Below are 21,441 nucleotides of genomic sequence, written 5' to 3'. Positions count from 1 at the left end.
AGGTCGGTTTTCTTGGTTTTGTTGTGGGGTGTAGTTGCCCGTGACCTTGGGGGTGGGGGTAGGATTGTCCGAAGCCGACAAGTTAGCTAACAAGTTTTAAAAACCGAGAAAAGGACAGCATCAGCGTGCTAGGACTTTCGAAAATTCTCCGAATGGGCGAAGGCCGTGCGGTCAAGCGTCTCGCGAAGATCGCCGACCAAGTGATGGACCTCGAAGAGGAATACTCCGCGCTCAGCGACGAGGAACTGCAGGCCAAGACCGAAGAGTTCAAAAAGCGAGTCCAAGACGACGGCGAGAGCTTGGATGACATCCTGCTCGAAGCTTTTGCCACCGCGCGTGAGGCATCCTGGCGCGTGCTGGGGCAGAAGCATTACAAGGTGCAGGTCATGGGCGGCGCCGGACTGCACTTTGGCTATGTCTCCGAGATGAAGACCGGTGAGGGTAAGACCCTGACCTGTGTTCTTCCCGCATATCTCAACGCACTGTCCGGTAAGGGCGTCCACGTCGTTACCGTTAACGACTACCTGGCTAAGCGTGACTCGGAGTGGATGGGTCGCGTGCACCGCTTCCTGGGCCTAACTACCGACGTGATCCTCAGCGGCAAGAACCCAGCTGAACGCCGCGAGGCTTATAACGCGGACATCACTTATGGCACGAACAACGAGTTCGGTTTCGACTACCTGCGCGATAACATGGCGCACTCCCTGAACGACTTGGTGCAGCGCGGCCACAACTACGCGATTGTCGATGAGGTTGACTCCATCCTTATCGACGAGGCACGTACCCCGCTGATCATCTCCGGTCCCGTAGAGGGTTCCAGCAAGTGGTTCACCGCCTTCGCAGCTATTGCCCCGAAGCTGACCCGCGACATCCACTACGAAATTGACGAGCGGAAGAAGACCGTGGGCGTCAAGGAAGAAGGCGTGGAGTTCGTCGAGGATCAGCTGGGCATCGAGAACCTCTACGCACCTGAGCACTCGCAGCTTGTTAGCTACCTGAACAACTCCATCAAGGCCAAGGAGCTGTTCACCCGCGATAAGGATTACATCGTCCGCAACGGCGAGGTCGTCATCGTCGACGAGTTCACGGGCCGCATCCTGGATGGACGCCGTTACAACGAGGGCATCCACCAGGCGATTGAGGCGAAGGAACACGTCGAGATCAAGAACGAGAACCAGACGCTGGCCACCGTCACGCTGCAGAACTACTTCCGTCTGTACGACAAGCTGGCGGGTATGACGGGTACGGCAGAGACCGAGGCCGCCGAGCTGAAGTCCACCTACAAGCTGGATGTTGCTCCGATCCCGACGAACAAGGAAAATCAGCGCAAGGATCACGTCGACCTGATCTACAAGACTCAGGAAGCGAAGTTCGAAGCCGTGGCTGAGGACATCGCCGAGCGCGTGGAGGCCGGCCAGCCTGTGCTGGTGGGTACCACCTCCGTCGAGCGTTCCGAGTACCTGTCCAAGCTGCTGCAGCGCCGTGGCATCAAGCACAACGTGCTCAACGCGAAGTACCACGAGCAGGAGGCCGAGATCGTCGCCCAGGCAGGACGTCTGGGCGCCGTCACTGTGGCTACGAATATGGCTGGCCGTGGTACCGACATCGTGCTGGGCGGTAACCCGGATATCCTTGCCGACATTAACCTGCGCGAGCGTGGCCTGGATCCCGTCGAAAGCCCGGAGGCTTACGAGGAAGCCTGGGACGACGAGATTGAAAAGGTACGCGCCGAGTCCAAGGAAGAGGCGGAAAAGGTCCGCGAGGTTGGTGGCCTGTACGTGCTGGGCACGGAGCGTCACGAGTCTCGCCGTATCGATAACCAGCTGCGCGGTCGTTCGGCACGTCAGGGTGATCCGGGCGAGACCCGTTTCTACCTGTCCATGCGTGACGACCTGATGGTGCGCTTCGTTGGCCAGACAATGGAAACCCTGATGACTCGTCTGAATATCCCGGATGACGAGGCCATCGACTCGAAGATGGTCACCAACGCCATCAAGGGTGCACAGTCGCAGGTGGAGTCCGCCAACTTCGAGATGCGCAAGAACGTGCTCAAATATGACGAAGTCATGAACGAGCAGCGCAAGGTGATCTACAGTGAGCGCCGCCAGATCCTCGAGGGTGAGGATGTGGAATCCCAGATCCGCAGCATGCTGAAGGACACCATCGAGGCATACGTGGATGGTGCAACCGCCGAGGGCTATGTCGAAGACTGGGACCTGGATACCCTGTGGAACGCCCTGGACTCCCTCTACGGCCCGACCTTCACCCACGAGTCCCTGGTCGAGGGGGACGAGTACGGCCGCCCGGGCGAACTGAGCTCCTCCCAGCTGTTGGACGCCCTACTTGAGGATGCAAACCACGAGTACGACGAGCTGGAAGAGAAGGTCACCGAGATCGCCGGCGAAGAGCAGATGCGCGGCATGGAACGCGCAGCCTTGCTGAACGTCGTGGATCAGAAGTGGCGCGAGCACCTCTACGAGATGGATTACCTCAAGGAGGGCATTGGCCTGCGTGCGATGGCACAGCGCGATCCTCTGGTGGAATACCAGCGCGAGGGTGGCGACATGTTTAACCGCATGAAGGACGGCATTAAGGAAGAGACCGTTCGCCAGATGTTCCTGGTTCGCAACCAGCTGAAGCAGGCCAACACCGTGCATGTCGAGGATCCGGCAGCGGGTAACGAGGGCGTGGCCGTGGATCGCGCCACCCAGACCACCATGGGCGGCTAGTTTCAGATCAGGCTGAGGCTATCGATAGCCCAGACTTTCTTCCCGCGCCGCGCGGAGCTACGCAGTTGATGTAGCCCCGCGCGGCGCTTTTGCGTGTGTTGCGACATGGCACCCGCCAGCGCTCGCACCCTGTCACCCATCTGTACCGACGCACAAAAGCGCACGCAGTCGCCTGCGCTCGGTTGTATGTGCAGGCTTATTATCGACGCCCCCTGTTCCGCGCGCCCGATCGTCGGGGTCGGTCGCACGGTTCGGCGGACACGCAATTGCTCTAGCACTCGCTCGCTAAAGGGCGCGCGACGCAGGTGCTCGATGGGGCGGCGGCCTTCCAATGCCTCCAGCCACAACTTGACGATCTGCGCAATGCGTTGGGGTGGAGGCGTGTGGGCGTCAAGAAAAGAATCGGTAGCTTCGGCCGTTGTTGGCTGTACAGCAATAGCCGGGGTGGGCGGGCGTAGGAATACGAACTTTGACAGTGGACGTGTAGAAGCAGATGTGGTCACGAAGAATTCCCCCTAGAAAATGTACCGCTGACGCGTTCCCCCGAAGGCGCCATACGGCCATAACTATAGCGAAGTGTGCGCCCCTGAGGGGCGGCGGGAGCAGAAAAGATGGCAGAATGTAGGGCATGCGTGGACTAGTAGTTGATTATTGCGGAGTATTGGACGGCGCCGAGGAAGATCGTCGCCGGTGGAGGAAGCTACTCGCAGCGGCGCGGGCGGAGGGCATCGCTACGGCGATCCTGTCCAATGATCCAGGTGGGGCTGGAGCCGCGCCGATTCGAACTTGGCTAGAGGGCGGCTACGTGGATGCCGTGATCCTGTCCGGTGAAGTGGGGGCGGAGAAGCCTTCGGAGGAGATTTTCCGCATTACCGCTGAGCGTCTGGAACTGCCGAAGGAGGATCTGGTGCTGGTGGATGACAATATTCTGAACATCCGCGGTGCCGTCGGTGCCGGCCTGATCGGTATTTACTACCAGCAGTTCGACCGTGCGGTCGTGGAGATCACGGGTGTATTCGAGCTCGAGGGGGAGTTCTAAACCATGTTGGTGTACATTCCCGCGACTTTTGACATGCTGGGCACCCTCGCGGAACAGGGCGAGCACCCTGTGCGCTCTGGGGTGGGCTTTGCCCTGACCCCCGCGGTGCGGGAGTTCTACACCGGCGGTGACGAAGAGGAACTGGCATACACCGCTTTCCTCGACGCCGCCCGTGCTTCTCTGCGCCTGTTGAGCGCAGGTGGGGAGGAACGCTTCCCACACCGCCGCGTGGTGATTAGCGCAGAATTCGACGACTCGTCGGTGACGCTGGTGCCAGAAGATGGCGAGTCAGTGGTGCGGCTGGATCCAGCTGTCGTTCAGGTAAAGCAGTTGCTGGCGATCCATGTTGATGACGCCGACGCGGAAGCTGCCACAGCCAAGGCAATTGAGTGCATCGACGCGGCTGACCTCGGGGATGAGGACGCAGAGTTCGCGTTGGGGGATTGTGAAGACAACCTGATGAGCTGGTACGACGGCAAAGAGCTGCCGTTCTTGGTGGACCTGATGTAGCTTGCGGCTACATCTCCCACTCGTTATTACTGCGCAACGCCTCTAGCAGGCGCCGGATTGCGGTGACGCGCCGAGCGGATGGGCCGGTAAGAGAATCCAGTGCGCACTCTGGGTCCGCAGGTGGGCCCATATGAGTGCAGCCGCGGGGGCAGTCATCGATCACCTCGCGTAGATCCTCGAAGACTTCTACGACGGTGTCCGGATCTACATGTGCCAAACCAAGGCTGCGGATACCGGGAGTATCAATGATCCAACCGCCCTGCGGGAGCTTGAGGGCGACCGATTGGGTGGAAGTATGGCGCCCCTTGCCCACGCCACTGACCTCGCCGGTGGCGCGTTCTGCGTCGGGAATAAGGCGGTTGACCAGGGTGGATTTTCCAACGCCTGAGTGGCCGACAAGGGCGCTGACGTTGCCTGTGATGTGCTTTGTGAGCGCATCCAGAGAGTCGTCTACACCGGTGGTGAGCACCTCGACGTCAAGGTCGCGGAACTCGGCAGCGAAGGCGCTGGGATCGGCGAGGTCGGACTTGGTGAGGCACACCAACGGAGTCAGCCCGCCGACAAAGGCGGCGATAAGTGCCCGCTCCACAAAGCCAGTACGCGGAGGTGGGTCGGCGACGGCGCTGACGATAAGGAGATAGTCCGCATTGGCGACGACGATGCGCTCATAGGAATCCGTATCGTCTGCCGTTCGACGCAGGACGGACGTGCGGTCTTCAAGACGCACGATGCGCGCCAGTGTGTCCTTTTTGCCAGAAGTGTCGCCGACCACCCCAACGTGGTCGCCGACAACGACATTGGTGCGTCCCATCTCGCGGGCGCGCATGCACGTGACTAAGGTGCCGTCCTCGTCTAACACCACGCCCCAGCGGCCACGGTCTTTGGAGACGACCATGCCACGCTTCGCGTTTTTGTGGCTGGGACGATCCTTGGTGCGCGGGCGGGAGCCTTTGCCTGGGCGGACACGTACATCGGACTCATCCCAGTGGCGGGCGCTGCTGTGACTCCGCGCCATTTAGCGTTCCTGCCCCAGGAGCTGCGCCCAGCGGCGACGGAATCCGGGAAGGGTCTTGGCGGTTGTGTCTACGTCCGAGACTTCGATGCCCTCGACGCGCAGACCGAGAATAGCTCCCGCAGTGGCCATCCGGTGGTCGGCATAAGATTCCCACCGGCCTCCTTCCAAAGCCGCCGGATGGATGATGAGACCATCGGCGGTCTGCTCCACATTTCCGCCCAGGGCGTTGATATTGTCCGCCAGTGCCTGTAGCCGGTCCGTTTCGTGGCCGCGCAGGTGTGCGATGCCATAAAGGTGGCTGCGGGTTTCCGCGAGCGCGGCGAGGGCTGCGACGGTGGGGGTGAGCTCGCCGATATCGTGCATGTCCCAGGTGATGCCGTTGATGCGGCCAGTACCAGTGACTACAAGCTCGTCATTGTGGACATCCAATTCTGCTTCCGCGCCCATGTCCAACAGAATCTGGCGGAATTGGTCACCCGGTTGATTAGTGGTTGCGGGCCAGTTCTGGATGCGAACAGTGCCCCCGGTCAGCACGCCGGCGGCCATAAAAGGGGTGGCGTTTGATAGGTCGGGTTCTACCGTCCAACGGCGCCCCTGAATCGGACCCGGATGTACCGTCCAGCGGTTGAAGGACGTCTCCACGGTCACGCCCGACTCACGCAGCATCTGGACCGTCATTTCTACGTGCGGCTGGCTAGGCAGGGAATTGCCCTCGTGGATAACGGTAACGCCCTCGGTGAAACGCGCGCCGGCCAGCAGTAAGCCACTGACAAATTGGGAGGACTGCGAGGCATCGATCGTGATCTCTCCGCCCTTGACCTCACTGGTGCCCTCGACAAAGAAGGGAAGTCCCTCCGGATTGCACTCTGTGCTGGTATTCACCGTGGCGCCGAGGGCGCGCAGGGAACTGAGAGTGGTGGACATCGGGCGGCGGCGGGCTTCCACGTCTCCGTCGAAGGCGACTGTGCCAGTGGCCAGAGCGGCGATTGGGGGGACGAAACGCATGACAGTGCCAGCCAGGCCGCAGTCCACCTGTCCGCCGTGGAGCTCCTCGGCAGGTGTGACGTGCATCTGGTCGTTCTTTACCAAGATCTGGGTGCCCATGGATCGCAGTGCTGCCATCATCAGCTCCGTGTCCCGGCTGATGAGCCCACCGGTGATGGTGGATGGCTCATCCGCCAGCGCGGCGAGGATGAGCGCGCGATTTGTTATCGACTTCGACCCCGGGATGGCCACGGTGGCCTGTACCGGCTCGGTGGCGACGGGGGCGGGCCAGAGTTCTTTAAACATACCAGCAGACATATTCGTATTGTCTCACTTTTTCCCAGGAAAAGAAGTGCGGGGTAGGCATAATGGGCAGGTATGTGTGGCCGATACGTTCTTTTTAGCTCCCTCGAACAGCTTGCGGATAATCTACGCCATCGGCTGGGTACATCCCGCATCCTGCGCGCTGGGGAGGGAGACTGGCCGGCCAACTTTAACGTGGCCCCAACGACCGAGGTGCCGATCGTACGGGAGTTTAGAAACGAGACTGCAATCGGACCTGCGCGGTGGGGATATCCTCCTAAGACGGTGTTTAATGCCAGGGGAGAAACGGCATTCTCCAAGCCATTGTTTGCAGGATCGGTGCCCTGTGCGTTCCCCATGGACGGTTGGTACGAGTGGACGGTCGGAGCAGATGGCAAGAAGCAGCCCTGGTTCAGCACTGCTGCAGACAATCAGCCGATGTATGCGGCAGGGCTGTGCAAGGCGGTGGAGGGACAGCTGTACGGCACGATTATTACCGTCGCAGCTCTACCGGAACTCGAGTGGCTACACAGCCGCATGCCCCGGATCCTGGTCGGCGATGAGCTCGGTGCGTGGTTGAAAGGCGAGGAGACGGACATGGTGGCGTCACCAAATAAAGAAACAGTTGTCGACAGCCGCAAGGCCGATAGGAAGGTCGGTTCCGTGGCCAATAACTATCCGGAACTGGTGGGAATGAGTGAGGGATAGAATTGCGTTGGAAGAAAGGTGAGAGGTGAGCGAATGAAACGCAGCAACGACAGCGCTGATGAGCTGCTGCACAGGTTCGAGGCCGAAGCATTGCCTCTGCTGGATCAGCTTTATGGAGCGGCATTGCGGATGACACGTAACCCAGCTGATGCGCAGGACCTCGTGCAGGACGCGTATATGAAGGCCTATCAGGCTTTTGGCTCCTTTAAGGAAGGCACCAACCTGAAGGCGTGGATGTATCGAATCCTGACGAATACGTACATCAACAACTACCGCAAGGCACAGCGCAGACCTACGGAATCCAGCGCCGAGGATATGACCGATTGGCAGCTGGCGGAGACGGCAAAGCACGACTCCGTGGGATTGGAATCGGCCGAGGTTGAGGCGCTGAAGAACATTCCGGACAAGCGCATTCAGGATGCGTTGATGAGCTTGGGCGACGACTACCGCATGGTCGTGTATTACGCGGACGTGGAAGGCCTGGCCTATAAGGAAATCGCGGAGATCATGGATACTCCCATAGGAACCGTGATGTCCAGGTTGCACCGCGGGCGCAAGCAGCTGCGCAGCAAGCTTAAAGACGTGGCGGCAGAGCACGGGATTGTGACTGGCGAGGCTCAGAAGAAACTCACGGAAGCGAAGGGATAGGGCATATGTTCGGAGAGAATTCGCGAAAGACCGATTGCGACGACCTGCTGGATGCGCTCTATGAGGTTGCCGATGGTGACGCCGACTGGGAGAGCCGTGAGCGGTTGCGTGCTCATGCGGATGCGTGCCCGGAATGCCTGCGGCAGCTGGGTATTGAGCAACAGGTTCGTGATCTGCTGCGCAGTTGTTGTAGCCAGCCGGCACCGGTGGAGTTGCGCGCGCGGATTTGTACGCAGCTGCGGGTGATTAGCTACCGCGTGGAGGAGTAGATCCAAGTATCGTTGCTTTCTACCGGTTAGTTTTTGGAAGACAATCCAAGTTAAAAGTAGAAGGAGAGAAAGATGGAAGCTGCTCAGATCGCGGAATGGACATTTATCGAAGAAGTCGCGATCCCACAGGACGTAATGGCACTACTAGTGCCCGGCGAACAGGCGGTTGTGGCGTTCAAGACTTTTAGGGATAGCGCGGTTTTTACGACCAAGCGTTTGATCATGCGTGACGCACAGGGGCTGCGCGGTAAGAAGGTTGAGGTCTACTCTTTGCCCTATTCGTCAATTAATATGTGGTCCACCGAGAATGCTGGAACGCTGGACTTCAATGCTGAGATTGAACTATGGACGCGCGCCGGGAAGATCAAGGTGAAGATCGGGCGGGATCTGGATGTTCGCCGTTTAGACTCGTTGATTGCGCACAGCGTTCTTGGAGCACTATAGCTTTTGGTAGCGCAGTAGCGTTGGTCGAGGAGTAGGAAAAGCAAAAGGCCGGTGGGCAAACCGTGTAATACGGTACCCACCGGCCTTTGATTACGGCTTAGCTGTTTGGACGCTTACCGTGGTTAGCCTTCTTCTTGCGACGATCCTTGCGCTTGCGGCCACGCTTGCTCATTGTGCAGCTCCTTGGTGTTTACAGGGGATTGTTTCCAACCAGTTCAGCTTAGCGGGGGTGCGAAGCTGGGCAAAATGTCGGTCTTAAACGGTGATGCGCTTGCGGGTGCGGGTGCGTCCGCGGTTGGTGCGGCGCTTCAGGGCGCGACGCTCATCCTCGGCCATGCCGCCCCATACACCGGCATCCTGTCCGGACTCGATGGCCCAGTTCAGGCACTGGGAAGCGACGGGGCAGCGGTTGCAGACCAGCTTGGCCTTGGCGATCTGTGCCAGGGCAGGGCCGGAGTTTCCTACAGGGAAGAACAGTTCGGGGTCTTCTTCACGGCAAACGGCTTTGTGGCGCCAATCCATTGTTGTGTTTCCCTTCTATTTTTTCGGGCAACAAATGCCCGGGTGCGTCGTCTTGGTTGCTTGCGTTGTGGGTGGGTGCACTTAAGCCGGAGATCGAAGTTGGGCTCGACGAATTAACCTAGAGAATCTCTAGGTTAATTCAGGCAAAAGTGTTTGTGGCGAAGTGGCGTGCAGGCCCGTGTGTGAAGTGGCCGCGGCGGCTTCTCGCCAGACGATTAAGACCTTGTTGGCTTACTGTTAACCTCTTGGTCTTTTCTCGGTTACTTGGAGAATTTTGGCACGTTTTTGACAGCTTGGCTAGAGTTTAGATTCAAAATGTGAGAAACATCACAAGAAAACGATTTGCTGTAGCGGAACTGAAGCGATTATTCGGTTGCGCCATCTTCGGCGGAGCCTAGTGCCACCACAGTCTCGCCACGCTTTTCAACCAACACATCGCCCGTCTGCTTCAGCGTCACCATGCCCTCGTAGCCCTTACGGTCTACAGGGATCGTCCGCAAAACCTTGCCATTATCCCAATCGACCACGTCAATTCCCTTGTACGTCGGCACTAACAGCCGCCCACCGAGAGGAACCGCAGGACCTATGGCCCCCTCAACCGTGAACTTTGGTTCCAGTGTCGACGGTCCGAAGGTAACCACCCGTGCGCCGTCGAACCAGCTCATCAAGTGCGCCGAGTCTGCCGTCTGGGGGCTGAAGAGTTCTCCGTTGCGTTGCTGCGGATTCAGCAGGGGAGCAGGGTCTGCCGGGTACTGTTGAAAGTTACCTTCCTTGTCGAGCACCTGGAAGCGCGAACCCTCGTTGTCTTTTCCGTCTTTCGCACGCTTGCCATTACCCGGTACGTAAATCGCCGCTCGATCTATGCCAATGGCCACTAGCTCACTGCCTGCTGGAACCTCGTACTCGTGATATTTCTCCGGCGCGTCCGAGTCCTCCGGCTTTGTCTTCAACAGCCGAATCAGCTTCTTCTCATCGTCCGGGCAGGTCTGTGCGGTAGCCAAGAGTTCCTTGCGGGTCAGCGCGGAGGTAAAACTGCACTCTACGTATTTCTGCCTGCCAGGCTTTACTTCGGTCAGCTTCTCACCGACCTCCACGAGTCGCACGAGATCGGTACGTAGGAGCTCTGTGCGAGCGGGAGCCAACATCCCGATTGCATCGCGGCTCTGGAAAAGCCTCACATTATTGGCGGCCAGCATGTCGCGGGTGTGCCGGTATTTTCCGGTGCTGCTGTCTAGGGACACAACCTGCCCACAGCCCTTCGGCCCTTGCAAGAACAGACTCGTCTTCTGCCAGTTCGCCGCCACCCCACACAGGTCCTCTGGTGCGCTGTAGTGCCACACCTCCGAGCCGTCCTGCCCGCGCACCATCTTTGCATTGTTGCCGTCGGTCAGTACCACGCCGCCCTGATCCACCACGAGGTCGGTGGAATCGGTTTCTGCGGACCATAAATCCTTCAGCCGCTGAGGAGCCTTTGGAGTTTTGGCATCCTTGCCGGCGTCGAGTGTTCGATCGTCAGCGGTGATTGGATCGCTGGCAACTTGGTGATCCACCTTGCGCGCATCGGATCCCAGCCACGTGACGCCACCGAGAGCTAAAACGCTGCAGGCAAGCGCTGCGGCAATGACGTGATCGCTGCGGCGCGCGCGTTCCGGGGAAGGTAGACGACGGCTCATCGACGAGGCCTCCTACTGGACTTCTTTACCTTCAATGCCGCACCTTTCACTCCACGTGCCGGCCCAATCCGGTCGCTGATGCTCTCTGGCAGGCCAAACTCTGCCAGAAACTCTTTACTTGACGAGAACCACTGGGGTGGATCCGACAAACCCAGCCCCAGCGCTTCGTTGATCGCGTTCCACCGTGTGACTTCATCCCAGCCGATGAGGCTGACGGCAGTGCCCGTATTGCCGGCTCGACCAGTGCGGCCAATGCGGTGTACGTATGTGCGTTCGTCGTCGGGCACCTGATAATTGATGACGTGCGTGACATCCTCGATGTCGATGCCGCGTGCGGCGACGTCGGTAGCGACCATAACGTCGGTTTCGTTGCGGCGGAACTCGCTTAGTGATTCTTCCCGGTCTTTTTGTCGCATGTCACCGTGCACCGCGCCCACGCGAAAGCCCAGCTCGGCCAGCTCTTGCGCCACATTCGCGGCCTGCCGCTTCGTACGTGCGAAAACGATGCTGCGCCCCCGTCCCGGTGACTGCAGGATTCTAGCTAGTGCGGAGAGTCGATCCAGTTTGTGGGACTGAAAAACTACCTGCTTCGTCGTTTCGTGGGTGGCCTCCGTCGCCGCGCTATCAGCCTGAATGAGTATGGGGTGGTGCATTAGCGTCCTGGTCAGTGCAGCAATCGGCCCCGGCATGGTGGCAGAAAACAGCATCGTCTGCCGCTTCGGACTGGTCTGCGTGATGATGTCGCGCACATCATCCAGGAACCCCTGATCCAGCATTTCGTCGGCCTCGTCCAACACCACGATTTCAACTGTCTCCAGTTGCAAGTGCCCTTGCCGGGAAAGATCCAACAATCTGCCCGGCGTGCCCACAATGACGTCCGCTCCACTGGTCAGCGCGGCGGTTTGCTTCTCGAAGCCCACGCCGCCATACACCGCCTGTACCTGCAGAGCACGGGTCTTGCTCTTTCTTGGTGACGCCCCTTCGGCTCCCACCGGCACCCGTAGATTCTTGGCAGCTGCAGTGAGATCGTCGGTGACTTGCAGGCACAACTCTCGAGTAGGCACCACGATCAAGGCGCGTGGGGTGCCGTCGGGGGCGGTGACGGCGGCGTCATCAAAAACCCGATCGAGAACAGGAATGCCGAAACCTAACGTTTTACCCATGCCCGTGCGCGCCTGTCCGATGACGTCCGAACCTTTGAGGGCGATCGGGAGGGTGTATTCCTGGATTGCGAAGGCATGGGTGATACCGGTCTCTGCCAGGGCTTCCGTGATTTCCGCGGCTACTCCGAGGGCGTTAAAAGAGGGGCGGGAACCGGTATTCATGGAGCTCCCACCTTCCTTCCAAACCTTTTGGGAAATGCGCTTGCAGAATCTTGCGTCGCGTTTGCGATAGCTATGATGGTCACAATACTGCACGTGAGTATAGAACGAATATGAAGGAAAGGTTTCCTATGCAGATCAAGGTCGGATTCGTACACAACGCCCGCGAGCTGGCGATCACCATCGATACTTCTAACGAGCAGAGCAAGTCGCAGGATGAGTACGTGACGGAAATCCAGAATTTCCTGGCCTCCGGTGGCAGCGAGACCCTGACCATCGAGGGCGCCAAGGGAACTCGCTACGTGCTTGTGCGTGAGCAGGTTGCCTACGTTGAGGTAGGCGCAGAGGCTAAGAACTCCGTCGGCTTCGTAAGCTAGGAGCGACGACGAGTTTTGAGTAGCGGCAGCAGTTTTCAGCGCCACCCAATTCCACCGGCTCGGAAGTCAACATCGGTGGAAGGGGGGCAGCAGACACGCGGCGAAAACCTTAGCTTTCGCCGTGTGCTACTGGTCATTGCCGCATTTGTGCTGGTGTCGCTCCTGATCATGTACAGCGTACTCACTGGCTTGGGGAGTCACGATAGCGCGCAGGGGGGCGGTGGCGTGGCGTCGAAAGGCAACCCTGGACAGTCAGCTAAGTCCACGAACGACGAAAGCTCCATTGATGGGGAAGGTAGCTACGATGACCTAGAGCTGGGCGAGCTGCCCCCTGGCGGAAAATACGCGAAGAAGGGCAGCGGAGAGTTCCGCACCGTCGGCAAGCCCGGCAAGAAAGTCGGAAAGGGAAAGAAGAAGTTCACCTATGTGGTGGAGGTAGAAAGCACCGTTAAATCAGCCGACTACGGTGGCGACGATGCCTTCGCCGCGATGGTGGACGCCACCCTTTCCAACCCGAAATCGTGGGTTGGCGATCCGCAGTACTCCTTCCAACACGTAGATGAAGACAAACTGCCAAAGGGGGAAAAGCCGGATATGCGCATCCAGCTAACCTCAACCAAAACTACCGCCAAGACCTGCGGTAATAGCTATGGGATTGAGACCAGCTGCAATTATTCAGGCGAACGGCGTGTGGTGTTGAACGAAGCACGCTGGGTGCGCGGAGCTATCCCCTTTGAAGGCGACCTGGGTGCTTATCGGCAGTACATGATCAACCACGAAGTTGGCCACGCAGTAGGCCATAGCGCCCATGAGCCATGCACTGGTGATGGCAAACTAGCGCCGATCATGATGCAACAGACGATCAGCTTGAATAACGCCGAAATCTATAAGATCAACCCGGAAGAGCCCTTCGGGCACGACTCAAACACCTGCAAGGTCAACCCGTGGGTATTCCCCTTCGGGTACAAGAAGAGTAAGTAAACGAGAACATGATCAACGACGATTCTCACAGCGACTTTCAATCCCCGCCACCGGCGCATATTTTGGCCAGCTTCCAGGTGCCCTCGGCACATCCGGTGCTTTTGGAGCAGGAATGGAGCCAAGGATGGCGCTGCGATAGGGCAGTGATTTCCCGCGCGGACGAACCGGCAAGGGCAGCGTGGATCGCGAAGATCATGTCCAAGGTGCGCCCCGCGGGCGTGTCAATGTCGCGCCCTATCTTTTCTTCCGACGGGCGGTTTAGCGTATCCGGATGGCGTGCGCGGACGTTTATGTCCGGCCACCAGTCGCCACGCTTCGATGAGATGGTTGCTGCTGCTCTGCGACTCAACGAAGCCCTGCGAGGCGAGCGGAAGCCGACGTTCCTGGCACCCCCGGTGGCTGGCAAGAAGTGGTATGAATACGACCTCTACGCTGCGGCCGACCAGGCGGCCTTTGCCGAAGACCCGGCAGAGTGGATTACGCCGGTGCTGGCCCCCGAAACTGTGCCGCGCGAAGACGTCGCTGAAGCGTTGGTGAAGGCCGCGAGCTTGGCGGAACTGCGCGGGCCGATCAACGAGGAAGACCAATTGGTGCACGGGGACATTGCCGGCTGCACTATTTTCGACGGCACCGCTGACCCCATAGTGACGGATCTATACCCAGCCTGGCACCCGGCTGCCTGGACTGTCGCGCTGTTGATCGTGGACACGATGGCCTGGGGGAATGCTCCGGATGCGTTGTTGGATCGGTGGGCGCACCTGCCTGACTTTGAACAGCTGGTGCTGCGCGCAGTGATGTATCGACTTTTCCTGCACGCGATGCTGCCGAACGCTAGGCCGGATTCGTGGGCGGGGCTAGCGCGCGTCGCGGATGTAGTGGCGGCCTGGGTCGCACAACGCCGAGACGAACAACGCCGAGACGAACAATAATCGAACACAAAAAGAAGTTCAGCGGGAGGTTGTCCTGTGCGCGTGACAAACTTAAAGACATGGAGCAGGTCAACACTCGAGACATCAACCGCGACCTAGAAAAGCGGCTCGGAGCCAGCGGGAAGCCGCGCGTACGGCTGGGCCAGCCGTCGGCGACGACCGAACCTCAGGAACACTTCGAAGGCCTTGCTGGAGCGCTGGTCGAAGGATCCACACAGGTGGATTATGCGAAGCCGTATGCGATTCTCGGCGGACCGGGTACGGGCAAAACGTCACTGTTGATCGCTGCTGCGCGGGAATTCCTTCTGCGCGGGGGATCGGCGTCAGAAATAATGTTCTTCGCACCGTCGAAACAGGCGGCGACGGCCGTTCGCGCCGCACTGTATCAGCGCATGGCGGGCGAGGGGGACTATGCAGCTTCCGGTACTTTTGTGCGCTCGGTGCATTCGTGGGCCTTCGCGTTTTATCGCAGTGTGCAGACGCTGCGCGGTAAAAAGCAGCCACGACTGATAACGGGTGCGGAGCATGACATGCAGATCCGCGAAATCCTGCGTGGCACTGTGGAAGACGGCAACCGTTATTGGCCCGCCAATGTGGTACCGGCCTTGGGATATGCCGGCTTTGCCCAACAGCTGCGTGATCTGCTGCTGCGCGCCACAGAACGGGGAGTATCCGCGGAGCAGCTGCAACAATTAGGCGTGGAGCACGGGCGACCTATGTGGGAGGCCGCGGGGCAATTCCAGGCTGAATATGAGCAGGTGCAGCGCCTGGGCCAGTCCGAGAGCCTGAACGCGTCAGAGTTGTTGCACGCCACTCTTGCCGCATTCGACCAGCCCGAGGGGGAGCAGTTGGTCGAAAGGCAGCGGACGAAGACCAAACTGGTGCTGGTTGACGACGCACACAATTTGGATCCGGCGTCTGCGAGGTTGATCGGGAGCTTCCTGGTCCCCGGAACCCGCACTCTTATCGCAGGCGACCCGGATCAGTGCGTGTTCCACTTCCGTGGTGCCGACGAGGCTTTTTTGGACTCCTACTCGCAGGATCCAGACCACCGGGTTGTGCTTAGTGCTTCCTATCGTTTGACGCCCCCTGCGGTTCAGGCAGTGAACGATATCCGCAGTCACTTGAGTTTTCAGCCAAGTCGCGTGGAACTGCGTTCCGCCGCAGCGCGCGAGGGGAACGTGGACGTGACAATCGCTCCGACAGAAACCGCGGAACGCTTGAGGATTGTCGATGTAGTGCGGCGCGCGCATGTCGAGCAGGACGTGGCGTGGGATGACATGGCGGTAATCGTGCGCGGCACGGGCAGTATCGCGCGGGTGCGTAGATCGCTCATGGCCTATGGCGTGCCTGTGAAGGTGGATCCGACATCCATGGTGCTGGCGGAACAACCGCTGGTGCGCATGCTGCTCCTAGCTGCGGAGGCCAGCTACCGCGATCTCACGGTGGCTGAGATGCATGAGCTGTTGGAAGGAAGCGTGGGCGGAGCGGATCCGGTGATGGTGCGCCGCGTACACCGCGCGGTGGCGCTGGCAATTCGTTCTGCACAGGTTGCCGGCCAACAGTTGCGACAGCATGAAAATGCTAAGCCATTCCAGGCTGCGGATTATGTGACGGAGTTTCTAAACCACCCGGGTGTCCCGGCGAATCAGTGGATCATTAGCTACTTCGGGCCGCGCGAGCTAGAAGTCATCCAGCGCGTATCCAAGGTTTTGGATGCAGGGCGTAGCGCACTGGCGGAATACCAGAGTACAGAGATGGTGCTTTGGAAGATTTGGCAGGCCACACAGCTGGATATGCATCTGCGGTCGCAGGCGTTGAAGGGTGGATCCCTAGGTGCCCAGGCTGATGCGGACCTGGATGCGGTGATGAGTTTGTTCGACATGGTGGGTGACTTTGCAGAGCGAAATCCGCACGCAAAGGTGAAGAGCTTTGTCGACAGTATTCGTGCCCAGAAGGTGCCAACCGGAGGGCGTGATCAGCGCGGAGTGCGCTCCGGCGCGGTAGAGATTCTGCCAGCCCACGCTGCGGCGGGTAGGCAGTGGCAAGTCGTGGTAGTGGCCGGTGTACAGGAAGGAGAGTGGCCGACCGGCCCGACCGTCGGCGGACTCTTCGGCCAGTTGGAGCTGGTGGATCTGCTGGATCGGGGTATCGACCCGAGCGTGCCCGTGGTACGTATCAACGATGCGATTGAGGAGGAGCGCCGACTATTCCTGCTGGCTGTGAGCCGGGCGACGGAAAGCGTGCACGTGACGTGCGTAGAGAACTCGGGTGACGAAGCGATGGTGCCCTCGCGCTTTATCGCCGAAATGGGCGTGGAGCCCACCACACTGGCGACCATGGCGGAGTTAGACGGGGCTGTTGGCCATATGGTTTCAGGCTCCGGTGCGGGCACGCTGCCGCGCGTGCTCGCAATTGAATCCTTGCTGGCGGAGCTGCGCGATGCTGCGACTGACCCGCAACGCCCTGGTCACGAACGCCAGGCGGCCATGCGGAACCTGGCGAAGATGGCACGTGCCGGGGTGCATGGCGCAGCGCCCGAGGAATGGTGGGGCATGGTGGAACCGTCCACGAGCGCACGTGTGTTGGCCGGGGACAAGATCCGCCTGAGCCCATCCAAGCTAGAGAGCTGGAGCACTTGCGCCCTGCGTACTTTCTTGGAGTCGAATGGTGGAGTGAGCGAATCCACCGAGCCGATGCGTGTGGGCATCGTCATCCACGCAATCGCCGAGCAGATTGCGCACGGGATGGATCTATACGAAGCGAAGCTGGCAATTCGAGAGATTCTGCCGCATGTGCTTGACGGACCAGAGTGGAAGAATGACCAGACTCTAGAGGACTGGGAAAAGGGCGTCGAAAGGCTCTTTAATTACATCGACGGCCTGCGACAACAAGGCAATGAGCTAGAGACGGAGCGCACGCTCAGGGCCACCGTCGGACAGACACCCGATGGGGTAGAGGTGACGCTGAGTGGTCGTGCCGACTTGCTGGTGACGAACCCGGAGAGCGGCCTGACGAAGGTGATCGACTTCAAGACCGGCAAGAGTGCGGTGACTAAGAAGGTTGCGGAGGAGAGTCCGCAATTGAGCACGTATCAATTCCTGTTGCCTCTCAACGAACGCTCCGGTCAGGCGGGGAGGACGTACCGCCCCGGAGGTGCATCGCTGGTGTACCCGAGGGTGACCAACAAGACAATCGCCGAAAGGCCCCAGGCGGAGTTGACGGAAGAACAACTAGCTGGAGCGCAGGACAAGTTGATGGAGATAGCGCCAGTGACGGCAGGGCCGACATACCTGGCCACGCCAAACGATCGCTGCAGAAACTGCGGTTTCAAGGCGATCTGCCCCGCACAGGCCACAGGAAAGCAGGTGGTGTAAATGGATAACAACCGACACATCTACAGCCCTCAGGAGCTGTCAAGGCTGATGGGGCAGAGATTCGAGCCCACCGATGAACAAGCTGACGTGATCCAGGCGGGGCCGTTCGGTAACTTCCTGGTGGTCGCCGGCGCCGGCGCAGGTAAGACCGAAACGATGGCTGCACGTGCCGTTTGGATGGTGGCGAACGGTTACGCTAGGCCTGAACAGATCTTGGGTCTGACCTTCACCCGTAAAGCTGCCGCCGAGCTGGGAGAACGCATTCGCCAACGGCTGCAGACCCTCGCGGAAAGTGCTTTTATGGATGAGCTGGCGCCAGACGATCCACGCCGCGAGGTGCTGAAGAATATCGCTCCGGCAGTGGCGACCTACGATTCCTATGCCGGAGACATCGTCCGTGAATATGGCTTGCTCATCCCATCTGAACCTGCCGCACGGCTAATTACCGACGCCGAACGGTGGATGGTGGCGCGGGACGTGATTCTCAACTCGGGTGGCTCAGTGACCGCCGACAAGTCCATAGCGACCGTTATTGATGACGTGTGCACCCTTTCAGATGAAATGGATAACCACCTGGCCGAATTAGGTGAGGTTAAAAGCGAGAGCCTGAAAGCTAAGGACTTGCTGGAAGAGCTGCCCAAGAAAGCGAATGCAAAGAGTGAGTTCACCGGGGATAACCAGAAGTTTCTTGATGCCCAGCAGTATCGCATTGAGCTGCTGAGCTTCGTGCAGCAATACCGCGAAGCACTGCAGGAACGCGACCTGTTGACCTTTGGACAACAGATGAACAAAGCCGCGCAGCTCGTACGCGACCACGACATCGTGGGACAGGAACAGCGGCGACGCTTCCGCGTGGTCATGCTGGATGAATACCAGGACACCGGCCATGCTCAGCGCATCATGCTGCGATCCTTGTTCGGTGAAGGGCGTGCGAGCGGCAGTGAGTTTTCTGCGATGGCGGTGGGCGACCCAATGCAATCGATCTACCAGTTCCGCGGAGCTACGGCCTCTAATCTGGAGAAGTTCCGCACAGACTTCCCCGATGCTTCTGGCGAACCGGCGCAGAAACTGCAGTTGCTGACGTCCTGGCGTAACCCCACCAGGGTGTTGGACATGGCCAATAAGGTTTCTACCTGGTCCATGGAACGGAGCACTGAGAGCACCGGGCGCCTAGTCTCGGAACTGCGCCCGCGCTCCGGAGCCGCGGAAGGCGAGACGGCTGTGGCCTTTTTTGAGGAGCGCGAGCAGGAACTCGACTGGCTGGCCGAGAAGCTTCAGACCCAGTGGGAGGCCTACCAGCAGAAGCTGGAGGCAGCGGAAAACCCGGCGAAGGTCAAGCCCTTTTCCGCCGCAGTGCTGGTGACTGTAAACAAGGATGCGGTGCCGATCTATGAAAAATTGGTGGAACGCGGGGTACCAGCGGACATGACCGCCGGACCGGGACTTTTGGATATTCCCGAGGTCGCTGACGTGTTCTCTACGTTGCGAGTGCTAGTGGATCCCACGGATGACGTAGCACTTTTACGCCTGCTGACCGGACCACGGTGGAACATTGGAGCCGCAGACCTTGCTGTGCTTACACGCCGCGCAGAGCAGATCGTCAATCGTGGAGCCTCGCAGCCTGGTGAAATGGATGAGATCGCAGCGCAGTTACAGGCCGAGAAGATCGACGCTTTCCGAAGCGTCGGGGTGCGGGAGGAGCTTATCGACAAGGTATTGGAGGCCATCCCTGACCCCACTGAGTTTTCCGTGGGGCTGACCGACGCGCTTGCAGACATGACTGATGCGGAGGAAATGGGCATGTCGGCTAAGGGAGCTAGGCGGCTTGCACAGCTCGGGCGAGAGCTCGGATACCTGCGCCGTCATAGCCTGCAAAAGAATCTGCCGGATCTGGTGGCGGATATCGAGAAGATGCTGGGAGTGCGCACAGAAGTTCTGATGCGTTGGCACCGTCAGCCGGAGCAGGCAATCGGTACCAGCCACCTCGACAAGTTCGCGCAGATTGTGCGCGAATTCTCCCGCGTTGTTACTGCCAGCCCCCAGGCATTGGTCGAATACCTGCTGGCAGCTCATGCGAAGGAAGACGGCCTGGACCCGGGCGAGGTTCAGCGCAAGGACAACACCGTACAGATCCTCACGGTTCACAAGGCAAAGGGGCTGGAGTGGGACATCGTCGCCGTTCCACATGCCTCCCGCGAACGCTACGGCGATTATTCCCAGCCTAGGAGTGAATCTTCCTGGACGACCAATGCAAAGGTGATGCCCAGCAGCCTGCGTGGCGATGCCGGCGACCAGCCGGGAGCATACCCAGTGCTCTCGCTGGCCGAAGCGGAGAATCGGTCACAGCACACCAAAGAATACAACGCGTTCAACAAGCAAGTCAGTCGATTCCGTGCAAAGGAGAACGACCGACTGTTCTACGTGGCAATCACCCGTTCCGAGCGGGTGCTTTATGTCAGTGGATCGGCATTTAAAGGATCGACAGCGAAGGGCAACGACCCATCCATCTGCCTTTCTCAGCTACGCGAGTATATGCAGGAAAATGGCATTGATAGCCAGGTGGAATACTGGTCTGATTTGGGGAAGTACTACAAGGACCTGGATCAATTGCTGGAAGACTCAGACGGGCCACTTGAGGACAAGCTCTTTTTGCCAACCCCTGAGATCAACGCACAGCGTTTGGACTACGAAGAGGAACGCAAAAACCGTGAATCCGAGGGCACTGTTGGTGCCTCTTGGCCCCGTACCGATCTGGTCGGGAATCGCCCCGAGGTCACTGAAGCCGCAGCTCAGCTGAGGGCGGAAATCACAGCGCTAGAGGAGAAGACCAATGCAGGTACGGCAGGCGACGCCGACACTCCCGACGCTGACCACTCCGTACCCTCGACACTTGCCGAGGCTTGGGATCTGGAGACAGATCTGCTGCTTGAAGAGCTCGCCGAGATGGACAATACCGAACTATTGGTTCCCATGAACGTACGGATGACAGCCACCGAGGCTGTAAGCCTGCGCAAGGACGAGGAAGAGTTTGCCCTCCGCGCCCGCCGACCGATCCCACTGGAGCCGAAGCCCTACGCCAAGCGCGGCACCGCCTTTCACAACTGGGTGGAGCAACGCTATAAGCAGGTTTCGCTGCTGGACGAGGATCAACTCCCCGGCGCCTCCGATGCAACCTTGGAAGACCCCTATCTCGATACCCTCAAGGAGGCCTTCCTCCGTTCCGAGTGGGCACACCGACAGCCCGCCAGCGTGGAAGGCGCTTACTCCGTCACCATTGGCGGCCATGTGTTCGAAGGGCGAATCGACGCGGTGTTCCACGAAGGGGACGACCCCGCCAACGGCTGGTTCGTCGTCGACTGGAAAACCGGGCGTAAACCCACCGGTGCGGACATGGATGCCGCAGCTATGCAGCTTGCTGTCTACAGGCTGGCATGGGCGAAGCTGCTTAGCGCAAAACTGGGGGTGGAGGTGCCCGCCGACAACGTTCGCGCTGCGTTCCACTACGTCGTGGCCAATGAAACATATGAACCGCGTACACTACTTTCTGCAGACGAGCTCGAAGGGATGCTTGGGGGCGTCACCAAAGGCAACGAGCAATGACGAGAGGATGT

19 protein-coding genes are annotated in these 21,441 nt (G+C 59.4%); 12 read left to right on the top strand and 7 right to left on the bottom strand.

The annotated features are described in order from the left end of the window. The first annotated feature begins 125 nt into the window (after positions 1 to 125). On the top strand, positions 126 to 2,729 hold the full coding sequence (secA, locus tag AC06DS_RS00785) for a preprotein translocase subunit SecA (RefSeq protein WP_477100737.1): 2,604 nt from the start codon (positions 126 to 128) through the stop codon (positions 2,727 to 2,729). A gap of 2 nt (positions 2,730 to 2,731) precedes the next feature. Here the strand turns inward: secA and AC06DS_RS00780 are convergent, their stop codons facing one another. Further along, on the bottom strand, positions 2,732 to 3,232 hold the full coding sequence (locus AC06DS_RS00780; protein WP_293790793.1) for an Rv3235 family protein: 501 nt from the start codon (positions 3,230 to 3,232) through the stop codon (positions 2,732 to 2,734). A gap of 125 nt (positions 3,233 to 3,357) precedes the next feature. Between AC06DS_RS00780 and AC06DS_RS00775 the strand changes: the two genes are divergently transcribed. Both AC06DS_RS00775 and AC06DS_RS00770 read left to right on the top strand, forming a co-directional pair. Then, entirely contained in the window at positions 3,358 to 3,768 is a 411-nt protein-coding gene (locus tag AC06DS_RS00775; RefSeq protein ID WP_293790794.1) for an HAD family hydrolase, read from the top strand. 3 nt (positions 3,769 to 3,771) lie between these two features. Then, positions 3,772 to 4,278, top strand: coding sequence for a DUF6912 family protein (locus tag AC06DS_RS00770; protein ID WP_477100736.1), 507 nt, complete (start codon positions 3,772 to 3,774; stop codon positions 4,276 to 4,278). A 7-nt stretch (positions 4,279 to 4,285) separates the two neighbouring features. Here the strand turns inward: AC06DS_RS00770 and rsgA are convergent, their stop codons facing one another. Further along, entirely contained in the window at positions 4,286 to 5,293 is a 1,008-nt protein-coding gene (gene rsgA / locus AC06DS_RS00765) for a ribosome small subunit-dependent GTPase A (protein WP_476727905.1), read from the bottom strand. Further along, on the bottom strand, positions 5,294 to 6,583 hold the full coding sequence (gene aroA, locus AC06DS_RS00760; protein WP_477101209.1) for a 3-phosphoshikimate 1-carboxyvinyltransferase: 1,290 nt from the start codon (positions 6,581 to 6,583) through the stop codon (positions 5,294 to 5,296). Between the two features lie 72 nt (positions 6,584 to 6,655). On the opposite strand from aroA, the gene AC06DS_RS00755 reads away from it, so the two are divergent. The 4 genes from AC06DS_RS00755 (at position 6,656) to AC06DS_RS00740 (ending at position 8,649) form a co-directional block, all read left to right on the top strand. Then, positions 6,656 to 7,288: an SOS response-associated peptidase gene (locus AC06DS_RS00755; RefSeq protein WP_477100735.1), complete on the top strand. Its 633-nt coding sequence runs from the start codon at positions 6,656 to 6,658 to the stop codon at positions 7,286 to 7,288. 33 nt (positions 7,289 to 7,321) lie between these two features. Continuing rightward, a complete protein-coding gene (locus AC06DS_RS00750) occupies positions 7,322 to 7,936 on the top strand; it encodes a sigma-70 family RNA polymerase sigma factor (RefSeq protein WP_293790799.1) in 615 nt (204 codons plus the stop codon). Positions 7,937 to 7,941: 5 nt separating this feature from the next. After that, positions 7,942 to 8,205, top strand: coding sequence for a mycothiol system anti-sigma-R factor (gene rsrA, locus AC06DS_RS00745; protein WP_293790800.1), 264 nt, complete (start codon positions 7,942 to 7,944; stop codon positions 8,203 to 8,205). A 72-nt stretch (positions 8,206 to 8,277) separates the two neighbouring features. Continuing rightward, a complete protein-coding gene (locus AC06DS_RS00740) occupies positions 8,278 to 8,649 on the top strand; it encodes a PH domain-containing protein (protein WP_293790801.1) in 372 nt (123 codons plus the stop codon). Positions 8,650 to 8,746: 97 nt separating this feature from the next. Here AC06DS_RS00740 and AC06DS_RS00735 read toward each other — a convergent pair whose 3' ends face one another. The 4 genes from AC06DS_RS00735 to AC06DS_RS00720 all read right to left on the bottom strand — a co-directional run bounded on the left by AC06DS_RS00735 (position 8,747) and on the right by AC06DS_RS00720 (position 12,169). Continuing rightward, a complete protein-coding gene (locus tag AC06DS_RS00735) occupies positions 8,747 to 8,821 on the bottom strand; it encodes a 50S ribosomal protein bL37 (RefSeq protein ID WP_011274008.1) in 75 nt (24 codons plus the stop codon). Positions 8,822 to 8,904: 83 nt separating this feature from the next. Beyond that, positions 8,905 to 9,171, bottom strand: coding sequence for a WhiB family transcriptional regulator (locus AC06DS_RS00730; RefSeq protein WP_005293852.1), 267 nt, complete (start codon positions 9,169 to 9,171; stop codon positions 8,905 to 8,907). A gap of 365 nt (positions 9,172 to 9,536) precedes the next feature. Beyond that, a complete protein-coding gene (locus AC06DS_RS00725; protein WP_293790802.1) occupies positions 9,537 to 10,844 on the bottom strand; it encodes an Rv3212 family protein in 1,308 nt (435 codons plus the stop codon). Further along, entirely contained in the window at positions 10,841 to 12,169 is a 1,329-nt protein-coding gene (locus AC06DS_RS00720) for a DEAD/DEAH box helicase (protein WP_434815592.1), read from the bottom strand. Before AC06DS_RS00720 ends, AC06DS_RS00725 begins: the two co-directional genes overlap by 4 nt. A 128-nt stretch (positions 12,170 to 12,297) precedes the next feature. Between AC06DS_RS00720 and AC06DS_RS00715 the strand changes: the two genes are divergently transcribed. The 5 genes from AC06DS_RS00715 (at position 12,298) to AC06DS_RS00695 (ending at position 21,430) form a co-directional block, all read left to right on the top strand. Continuing rightward, positions 12,298 to 12,543: a DUF3107 domain-containing protein gene (locus AC06DS_RS00715; RefSeq protein WP_434815591.1), complete on the top strand. Its 246-nt coding sequence runs from the start codon at positions 12,298 to 12,300 to the stop codon at positions 12,541 to 12,543. Positions 12,544 to 12,666: 123 nt separating this feature from the next. Continuing rightward, complete coding sequence (locus AC06DS_RS00710) at positions 12,667 to 13,524, top strand: DUF3152 domain-containing protein (protein ID WP_477100734.1); 858 nt, start codon at positions 12,667 to 12,669, stop codon at positions 13,522 to 13,524. A gap of 8 nt (positions 13,525 to 13,532) precedes the next feature. Next, positions 13,533 to 14,453 (top strand): TIGR02569 family protein, encoded by a 921-nt coding sequence (locus tag AC06DS_RS00705; RefSeq protein ID WP_293790806.1) that lies wholly within the window; start codon positions 13,533 to 13,535, stop codon positions 14,451 to 14,453. Positions 14,454 to 14,512: 59 nt separating this feature from the next. After that, positions 14,513 to 17,830, top strand: coding sequence for a PD-(D/E)XK nuclease family protein (locus AC06DS_RS00700; RefSeq protein ID WP_477100733.1), 3,318 nt, complete (start codon positions 14,513 to 14,515; stop codon positions 17,828 to 17,830). Further along, entirely contained in the window at positions 17,831 to 21,430 is a 3,600-nt protein-coding gene (locus AC06DS_RS00695; RefSeq protein ID WP_477100732.1) for a UvrD-helicase domain-containing protein, read from the top strand. Positions 21,431 to 21,441 lie beyond the last annotated feature (11 nt).

The sequence above is a fragment of the Corynebacterium sp. TUM25015 genome (assembly GCF_056393505.1).
This window is presented reverse-complemented; position numbering and strand designations above follow the sequence as displayed.